Origin of the sequence: Caulobacter sp. B11 (genome assembly GCF_002737765.1) — a bacterium.
In the GTDB taxonomy this organism is placed as follows: domain Bacteria; phylum Pseudomonadota; class Alphaproteobacteria; order Caulobacterales; family Caulobacteraceae; genus Caulobacter.
Genome location: NZ_PEGG01000107.1, coordinates 1 through 8,745, shown reverse-complemented (window position 1 = coordinate 8,745; position 8,745 = coordinate 1). Strand labels below are relative to the sequence as shown.

Genomic DNA, 8,745 nt, shown 5'->3' with positions numbered 1-8,745 from the left:
GGCGGCGATGTCGGAGAAGTGGGTGGATCCGGCGAAGCCATAGATCAGCGACGCGCCGTAGAGCAGAAGGCCCGACGACAGGGCGCCCAGAACGAAATATTTCAGGCCGGCTTCCGAGGCCTTGGCGTCGTCGCGGCGGAACGCCGCCAGGACGTACAGCGCCAACGATTGCAGCTCGACACCGACATAGAGGCTGATCAGGTCGCCGGCGGAGGCGGTGACGCCCATGCCGATGGCCGACAGGATAACCAGCACCGCATATTCGAACTTCTGATCGCCGCGGGCGGCCAGCCAGCGGTCGCCGAGCAGGACGGCGATGGCGCTGAAGCCGTAGATCGCCGCCTTGGCGTAGCTGGCGGCGGCGTCGGAGACATAGACGCCGTTGAAGGCGCACCACGGCCGCGACGAGCAGGGCCAGGATCGCGGCGCCGGTGAAGGCCGGCGTGGTCTTGCCCTGGAAAGCGCCCCAGACCAGCAGGACCAGGGCCGAGCCGGCCAGGATCGCTTCAGGCAGGACGAGGGAGAAATCAGAGGCGAACGTCATGGGGTCCCTCACCCGCCCACGGCGGCGCGCCAGGCGCCGACGAGCCCGTCGACGGACGACGCGGTCAGGTTGAACACAAGATTGGGATAGATGCCGAGCACCAGGGTGGCGATGATCAGCGGCACGAAGATCAGCAGCTCGCGCTTGTCGAGATCGGTGATCGTCATCAGCTCAGGATTGGTGATCTCGCCGAACATTACCCGCCGATACAGGGTCAGGGCATAGACCGCCGAAAGGATCACGCCGGTGGCCGCGACCAGGGCCGTCCAGGTCGAGGCCTGGTAGACGCCGGTCATGGTCAGGATTTCACCGACGAAGCCAGACGTGCCCGGCAGGCCGACATTGCCCATGGTGAACAGCAGGAACACCGCTGCATACCAGGGCATGCGCTGGGTCAGGCCGCCATAGAAGGCGATCTCGCGGGTGTGCATGCGATCATAGACGACGCCGACGCAGAGGAAGAGCGCGCCCGAGATCACGCCGTGGCTGATCATCTGGTACAGGGCGCCCTGCTCGCCGACCGTGTTGCCGGAGAAGATGCCCATGGTCACGAAGCCCATGTGGGCCACCGACGAATAGGCGATCAGCTTCTTGATGTCGGTCTGACGGAAGGCGATCAGCGAGGTGTAGACCACGGCGATCGCCGACATGGCGAACACCAGGGGCTGGAACATTTCCGACGCGTTGGGGAACATCGGCAGGCTGAAGCGCATGAAGCCATAGCCGCCCATCTTCAGCAGGATGCCGGCCAGAATGACCGACCCCGCCGTGGGGGCCTCGACGTGGGCGTCGGGCAGCCAGGTGTGCACCGGCCACATGGGCATCTTGACCGCGAAACTGGCGAAGAAGGCCAGCCACAGCCAGGTCTGCAGCCACGGGGCGAACTTGAACACCATCAGGTCCGGGATCGACGAGGTGCCGGCGATACCGATCATCGACAGGATCGCCGCCAGCATCAGCACCGAGCCGAGCAGGGTGTAGAGGAAGAACTTGTAGGCCGCATAGACACGGCGCTTGCCGCCCCAGATGCCGATGATCAGGAACATCGGCACCAGGCCGCCTTCGAAGAACAGGTAGAACAGCACCAGGTCCAGGGCGCAGAACACGCCGATCACCAGGGTCTCGAGAACCAGGAAGGCGATGAAATATTCGACCACGCGCTTGTCGATCGATTTCCAGCTGGCGATCACGCAGATCGGCAACAGGAAGGCGGTCAGCAGGACGAAAAGCACCGAGATGCCGTCGACGCCCATGCGGTAGTGCAGGCCAGCGAACCAGGCCACGTCTTCCACGAACTGGAAGCCGGGGTTGTTGGCGTCGAACTGCAGCACCAGGACGATCGACAGGGCGAAGGTCACCAGGGTGGTCGCCAGGGCGATCCAGCGGGCGAGGCCGTCGGTCTTGGGACCGTCGCCCTGGATCGCGCGAACCGCCAGCAGGACGGCCACGCCGATCATGGGCGCGAAGGTGGTGAGGCTAAGAAGGCCGGTCATTGATCAGTCCTCCCTAGCGGAACTTGATGAGAGCGAAGAGGAGCAAACTGGCGACACCGAGCAGCATGACAAAGGCATAGTGATAGACATAGCCGGTCTGGAGCTTGCCCGTGCGGCGACCGATCTCGTAGGAGACGGCGCTGACGCCATCGGGGCCGAGGCCGTCGATGATCTTCTGATCGCCGCCCTTCCAGAACAGGTCCCCGAGGAACTTGGCCAGGCGCACGAAGGTGGCTTGGTAAAGCTCGTCGAAGAACCACTTGTTGTAGAAGAACACGTAGAGCGGGCCGTTGCGGGCCGCGAGCTTGGCGCCCAGGCCTTCCTTCAGCAGGTAGACATAGGCCGCGCCCAGCAGGCCCAGCACAGAGACCACCAGCGGCGACCATTTCACCCATTCCGGAACCTCGTGGGCTTCGTGCAGGACGTGGTTGGTCGGGGCGTTGAAGATCGCCCCGCGCCAGAACTCTTCCTGGTGATGGCCGACGAAATACTCGACGAAGAAGAAGCCGGCAAAGACCGCGCCGATCGACAGGGCGATCAGCGGAACCAGCATGACCCAGGGGCTCTCATGCGGCTTGTGGTCATGGCCGTGGCCGTGATCGTCTTGCGCGGCATGGTCATCGTGCCCGTGCGCGTCGTGACCATGGGCCTCATTGCCCCAGCGGGCGTGACCGTTGAAGGTGAAGAAGGCCAGGCGCCAGGAATAGAAGGCGGTCAGGCCGGCCACCAGCAGGCCGATATAGAAGGCAAACATCGAGAAGCCATTGTGCTGTCCGCCCGCGAACGCTGCCTCGATGATGGTGTCCTTGGAGTAGAAGCCCGCAAAACCCAGGTGCAGGTTCGGAATGCCCAGGCCGGTGATGGCGATCGTGCCGACCATCATCGTGGCGAAGGTCCACTTCATGTATTTCGCCAAGCCGCCATAGTTCCGCATGTCCTGCTCATGGTGCATGCCGTGGATCACCGAACCGGCGCCCAGGAACAGCAGCGCCTTGAAGAAGGCGTGGGTGAACAGGTGGAACATCGCCGCCTGATAGGCGCCGATCCCAACCGCGAAGAACATGTAGCCCAGCTGCGAACAGGTCGAATAGGCGATGACCCGCTTGATGTCGTTCTGGGTCAGGCCGACCGTGGCCGCGAACAGAGCGGTGATCGCCCCGATCACCGTGACGATGTTCTTGGCCACGGGGGCGTATTCGAACATCGGCGACAGCAGGCACAGCATGTAAACGCCGGCGGTAACCATGGTCGCCGCGTGGATCAGGGCCGAGACCGGGGTCGGGCCCTCCATGGCGTCAGGCAGCCAGGTGTGCAGGAAGAACTGCGCCGACTTGCCCATCGCGCCGATGAACAGCAGGAAGCAGGCGATGTCGACCAGCGGGAAGGTGTAGCCGGCGAACGCCCAGGTGCGGGTCGCGCCCTGCGCCATCTGCGGGAAGATCTCGGCGAACTGCACCGACCCGAAGGCCCAGAACACCGTCATGATGCCGAGCGCGAAGCCGAAGTCGCCGACCCGGTTGACCACGAAGGCCTTGATGGCGGCGGCGCTGGCCGAGGGCTTCTTGTACCAGAAGCCGATCAGCAGATAGGAGGCCAGGCCAACCCCTTCCCAGCCGAAGAACAGCTGCATGAAGTCGGCGGCGGTGACCAGGGCCAGCATGGCGAAGGTGAACAGCGACAGATAGGCGAAGAACCGGGGCTTGTCCGGGTCCTCGGCCATGTAGCCCCAGCTGTAGACGTGGACCAGCATGGAGACCGTGGTCACCACGATCAGCATCACGCACGACAGGGCGTCGATACGGATGGCCCAGTTGGAGACGAAGTCGCCGACATGGATGAAGGGCAGCAGGTTGACCGTGAAGGCCTCCATATGCCCCCAGGTCCACTGACTGAACGTGTACCAGGAAAGGCCGCAGGCCAGGATCAGCGCGCCGGTGGTGATCGCCTGCGAGGCGATGTCGCCGATACGGCGGCCCGAGAGGCCGGCGATCGCGGCGGCCAGCAGCGGTGCGAAAACGATGAGGGTGACGATAATGTCCACGATCAGCCCTTCATCACGCTGGCGTCGTCGACCGCGATGTCGCCGCGGTTTCGGAAGAAAGTGACCAGGATGGCCAGGCCAACGGCCGCCTCGGCGGCGGCGACGGTGAGCACGAACATCGCGAAGATCTGACCGACCACGTCGTGCAGATAGACCGAGAAGGACACCAGGTTGATGTTCACCGCCAGCAAGATCAGCTCGATCGACATCAAGATGACGATGATGTTCTTGCGGTTCACGAAGATGCCCAGCACCCCGATCGTGAACAGGATGGCGGCGACGATGAGGTAGTGCGACAGGCCGATCATTCGCTGATCCCCTCGCCCGGCTTGATCTGCACGAGTTCCATTCCGGTCTTGGGCGAGCGGGCGACCTGCCTGCTGATGTCCTGGCGCTTGACGCCCGGCTTGTGGCGCAGGGTCAGGACGATCGCCCCGATCATCGCGACCAGCAGAACCAGCCCCGCCAGCTGGAAGAAGAAGATGTAGTCGGTATAGAGCACCCGGCCGATCGCCTCGGTGTTCGAGATCCCCTCCGGCGACGCCATGGGCGAGGCGTTCTTGCCGGCAGCCCCGTTGGTGGCGACCGTGGCGGCCACGAAGATCATCTCCAGGGTCAGGACGCCGGCCACCAGCCCGCCGATCGGCAGGTACTGGGCGAAGCCGTCGCGCAACGCCTCGAAGTCGATGTCGAGCATCATGACCACGAAAAGGAACAGCACCGCGACCGCGCCGACATAGACGACGATCAACAGCATCGCGAGGAACTCCGCGCCCAGCAGGACAAAGAGTCCCGCGGCCGAGAAGAAGGCGGTGATCAGGAAGAGCACCGAGTGGACAGGGTTCTTGGCCGACACGACGAGGAGACCCGCCGCGAGGGTTGTGAACGCCATCAGATAGAATGCGATCGCCTGCAAGGGCATTGGCCCAGGTGCTCCCGTCAAAACCTAAAAACCGCGACGCCGCCGGTTGGCGAGCCGCCCCCTAGAATCGCGCTGTCCCTTTAGCGGTACGGCGCGTCCAACTCCAGATTCTTCGCGATCAGCCGCTCCCAACGGTCACCGTTGTCGAGCAGCTTTTCCTTGTCGTAGTAAAGTTCTTCACGCGTCTCGACGGCGAACTCGATGTTCGGCCCCTCGACGATGGCGTCCACGGGGCAGGCCTCCTGGCACAGGCCGCAATAGATGCACTTGACCATGTCAATGTCGTAGCGGGTCGTGCGACGGCTGCCGTCGTCACGGGGCTCGGCCTCGATGGTGATCGCCTGGGCGGGACAGATGGCTTCGCACAGCTTGCAGGCGATGCAGCGCTCTTCGCCCGACGGATAGCGGCGCAGGGCGTGCTCGCCGCGAAAGCGCGGCGACTGCGGGTTGCGCTCGTTGGGATAGATCACCGTCTTCTTCGGGGCCATCATGTACTTCATGGCCAGGCCGAAGGCCCCCGCGAAGTCCAGCAGGGCGGCGCCTTTGATCGCTTGTGAGATACGACTCATCATGGCCGCTCGTTACCCTTCGGAATGACGCAGGTGTAGTTCGAAAGCTGGGCGGGGTCGCCGCCGTCCTGCTTGGCCTGGATGGCGCCGCCATCGGCTTTGCATTTCTCTCCGGCCCGGCGCAGTTCGTCATAGCTGACCACGCCGCGGCCCAGCGAATAGGAGCTGTCCAGCGGACCGGCGACGGCGCAACCGGCCAGAACGGACGCCAGAGCCAGGCCCGAGAGGGCTATGACCGATCGGCCGCGCATCAGGCGCCCGGACCAAAAACGCGCCAGGCGGCGACCAGAACCACCAGCACCAGAGAGGTGGGCAGGAACACCTTCCAGCCCAGGCGCATCAGTTGGTCGTAGCGGTAGCGAGGCACGATGGCCTTGGCCATGGCGATCATGAAGAACCAGAAGCAGATCTTGGCGAAGAACACGATCGACAGCAGCAGGTTGGCCCAGAAGACCGGCCAGCTGGCCATGAAGTCGGTCGGGAAGCCCGGGTTCCAACCGCCGAAGAACAGCACGCTCATCATCGCGCACATCAGGACGATGTTGGAATATTCGGCGACCATGAACAGCAGGTACGGGGTCGAGCTGTACTCGACCTGGTAACCGGCCACGAGCTCCGACTCGGCCTCGGGCAGGTCGAAGGGGGGGCGGTTGGTCTCGGCCAGGGCCGAGATGTAGAACATGCCCATGGCTACCACCATAACCGGCAGCAGGATCAGGTTCTTCAGGCCGCCGCCGAACACGTTCCAGTTCCAAATCCAGCCGGACTGCTGCTCGACAATGGTCGACAGGTTCATCGAGCCGGCCAGCAGGATCACCGTGATGATGATCAGGCCGATGGAGACCTCATAGGACACCATCTGGGCCGCCGAGCGCAGGGCGCCCAGGAACGGATATTTCGAGTTGGACGCCCAGCCGCCCATGATGATGCCGTAGACGCCCAGGGAGCTCATCGCCAGCAGGTAGAGGATGCCGACATTGATGTTCGACACCACCCAGCCCGGCGCGAAGGGCACGGCCGCCCAGCCCACGAAGGCCAGGATCAGGCTCAGCAACGGGGCTAGGATGAACACCACCTTGTCGGCGCCCGACGGGATGATGATTTCCTTGAGCACGAACTTGAAGAAGTCGGCGAAGGACTGAAGCAGGCCGAACGGCCCTACAACGTTGGGGCCCTTGCGCATCTGCACGCCGGCCCAGATCTTGCGGTCGGCCAGCAGCAGGAAGGCCAGGCTCAGCAGAACCCAGATCACCACCAGCAGGATGCCGCCGGTGGTCAGCAGGGTCCAGGTCACAGCCGGGTTGGAGAAGAATTCGCTCACCGGCCTACTCCGCCGCGATCTTGGCGGCGCCGGAAACCACGGCCGCGCACTCGGCCATGGTCACGCTGGCGCGCGCGATGGGATTGGTCAGATGGAAGGCCTTGATCGGGCTTTCGAACGGCGCGTCCGAAAGCTCGCCCTCCCCGCCCAGGCCCGCCACGTCGAACAGGGTCGGGATCGAGCCCGGCGCGAAGTCGATCTGGCCGAAGGTCGGATGGTCGGCGAACAGCTTGGCGCGCAGTTGGTCCAGGCTGTCATAAGGCAGCTTGTGGCCGAGGATCTCGGACAGGGCCCGCAGGATCGACCAGTCTTCCTTGGCCTCGCCCTTGGGGAACACCGCCCGCTCGCCCATCTGGACGCGGCCTTCGGTATTCACATAGAGGCCGTTCTTTTCGGTGTAGTCGGCGCCCGGCAGGATGACGTCGGCCTTGTGGGCGCCGGAGTCGCCATGGGTGCCCAGATAGATCTTGAAGGCGTCCGAAGCGGCCGTCTCGCACTCGTCGGCGCCCAGCAGGAACAGCACGTCCAGCGCGCCCGGCTTCAGCATCTGGCCGGCGGTCAGACCGCCCTCGCCCGGGACAAAGCCCATGTCGAGACCGGCTACACGCGCCGCGGCGGTGTGCAGCACGTTCCAGCCGTTCCAACCGTCACGCACGACCTTGAAGCTCTTGGCGACAGCGGCGGCGGCCTTCAGCACGGTCGCGCCGTCGGGTCGGGTCAAGGCGCCCTGACCGATGATGATCGCGGGACGTTCGGCGTTCTTGAAGGCGGTGACGAAGTCGGACTTGCTCTTGGCCAGACCCGCAAGGGTCTTCGCGCCGGCGCCGAGATAATCGTACTCGTAGGTCAGGTCGCCCTGCTCGCCGATCACGCCGATACGGAGCTTACCGGCGATCCATTGCTTGCGCAGCCGGGTGTTGAGGACCGGCGCCTCCAGGCGGGGATTGGTCCCGACCAGCAGGATGACGTCGGCGTTTTCGATGCCGGCGATCGTCGAATTGAACAGCCAGCTTTCGCGCGGTCCGTCGCCCAGGGCCACGCCGTCCTGGCGGGCGTCGAGGTTCTTGACGCCCAGGGCGGAGAACAGGTCCTTGGTGGCCTTGAGGCTCTCGGCGTCTTGCAGGTCGCCGGCGATGACGCCGATCCGATTAGAACTGGCGGCCTTCAGTTTTTCCGCGACAGCGGCGAAGGCCTGCGACCAGCTGGCCGGCTGCAGGCGGCCGCCGACGCGGACGTAGGGACGATCCAGGCGCTGGCGCGACAGGCCGTCGACGGCATAGCGGGTCTTGTCGCTGATCCACTCTTCGTTGACGTCCTCGTTGACGCGCGGCAGCACCCGCAGCACGGCGGCGCCGCGGCTGTCGACCCGGATCGCCGAACCGAGGGCGTCCATGACGTCGATGCTCTCGGTCTTCTTCAGCTCCCAGGGCCGCGCCTCAAAGGCGTAGGGCTTGGAGGTCAAGGCGCCGACCGGGCAAAGGTCGATGACATTGGCGCTGAGCTCCGACGTCACCGCCGCGCCCAGATAGGTCGTGATTTCAACGTCTTCGCCGCGCGAAATCAGGCCGATTTCCGGTGAACCGGCGACTTCGGTGATGAAGCGGACGCAGCGCGTGCACTGGATGCAGCGGGTCATCACGGTCTTGATGAGCGGGCCCATGGCCTTCTCTTCAACCGCGCGCTTGTTCTCATCATAGCGCGAACCGTCGCGGCCGTAACCCATGGCCTGGTCCTGCAGGTCGCACTCGCCGCCCTGGTCGCAGATCGGGCAATCCAGCGGGTGGTTGATGAGCAGGAACTCCATCACCCCTTCGCGGGCCTTCTTGACCATCGGGGTCTTGGTGAAGATCTCCTG

The 8,745-nt window shown here is 64.4% G+C and carries 8 protein-coding genes and 1 pseudogene; all 9 read right to left on the bottom strand.

The window, feature by feature from the left end:
* Positions 1-544 (bottom strand): annotated as a pseudogene (locus tag CSW58_RS05905) (proton-conducting transporter membrane subunit); the annotation flags it as partial.
* 8 nt (positions 545-552) lie between these two features.
* Positions 553-2,037 (bottom strand): NADH-quinone oxidoreductase subunit M, encoded by a 1,485-nt coding sequence (locus CSW58_RS05900; RefSeq protein WP_099446662.1) that lies wholly within the window; start codon positions 2,035-2,037, stop codon positions 553-555.
* A gap of 13 nt (positions 2,038-2,050) precedes the next feature.
* Positions 2,051-4,078 carry an NADH-quinone oxidoreductase subunit L gene (gene nuoL, locus CSW58_RS05895; RefSeq protein ID WP_099446661.1) on the bottom strand — a complete coding sequence of 676 codons (2,028 nt, stop codon included), beginning with the start codon at positions 4,076-4,078 and terminating at the stop codon, positions 2,051-2,053.
* Between the two features lie 2 nt (positions 4,079-4,080).
* Positions 4,081-4,386 (bottom strand): NADH-quinone oxidoreductase subunit NuoK, encoded by a 306-nt coding sequence (gene nuoK / locus CSW58_RS05890; protein WP_099446660.1) that lies wholly within the window; start codon positions 4,384-4,386, stop codon positions 4,081-4,083.
* Positions 4,383-5,000, bottom strand: coding sequence for an NADH-quinone oxidoreductase subunit J (locus CSW58_RS05885; protein ID WP_099446659.1), 618 nt, complete (start codon positions 4,998-5,000; stop codon positions 4,383-4,385). The genes nuoK and CSW58_RS05885 overlap by 4 nt, the downstream gene beginning before the upstream one ends.
* 80 nt (positions 5,001-5,080) lie before the next feature.
* Positions 5,081-5,572: an NADH-quinone oxidoreductase subunit NuoI gene (gene nuoI / locus CSW58_RS05880; RefSeq protein ID WP_099446658.1), complete on the bottom strand. Its 492-nt coding sequence runs from the start codon at positions 5,570-5,572 to the stop codon at positions 5,081-5,083.
* Positions 5,569-5,820 carry a hypothetical protein gene (locus tag CSW58_RS05875; RefSeq protein WP_099446657.1) on the bottom strand — a complete coding sequence of 84 codons (252 nt, stop codon included), beginning with the start codon at positions 5,818-5,820 and terminating at the stop codon, positions 5,569-5,571. Before CSW58_RS05875 ends, nuoI begins: the two co-directional genes overlap by 4 nt.
* Positions 5,820-6,890, bottom strand: a complete 1,071-nt coding sequence (nuoH, locus tag CSW58_RS05870; protein ID WP_099446656.1) for an NADH-quinone oxidoreductase subunit NuoH — start codon at positions 6,888-6,890, stop codon at positions 5,820-5,822. Before nuoH ends, CSW58_RS05875 begins: the two co-directional genes overlap by 1 nt.
* Positions 6,891-6,894: 4 nt before the next feature.
* Positions 6,895-8,745 (bottom strand): NADH-quinone oxidoreductase subunit NuoG (gene nuoG / locus CSW58_RS05865; RefSeq protein WP_099446655.1); only part of this gene is annotated, 1,851 nt, incomplete at its 5' end.

What these genes read in the sequence shown, in the direction of transcription:
- CSW58_RS05900 (WP_099446662.1), bottom strand. Translation starts at nt 2,037, where the DNA reads ATGACCGGCCTTCTTAGCCTCACCACCTTCGCGCCCATGATCGGCGTG.
- nuoK (WP_099446660.1), bottom strand. Translation starts at nt 4,386, where the DNA reads ATGATCGGCCTGTCGCACTACCTCATCGTCGCCGCCATCCTGTTCACG.
- CSW58_RS05885 (WP_099446659.1), bottom strand. Translation starts at nt 5,000, where the DNA reads ATGCCCTTGCAGGCGATCGCATTCTATCTGATGGCGTTCACAACCCTC.
- nuoI (WP_099446658.1), bottom strand. Translation starts at nt 5,572, where the DNA reads ATGATGAGTCGTATCTCACAAGCGATCAAAGGCGCCGCCCTGCTGGAC.
- CSW58_RS05875 (WP_099446657.1), bottom strand. Translation starts at nt 5,820, where the DNA reads ATGCGCGGCCGATCGGTCATAGCCCTCTCGGGCCTGGCTCTGGCGTCC.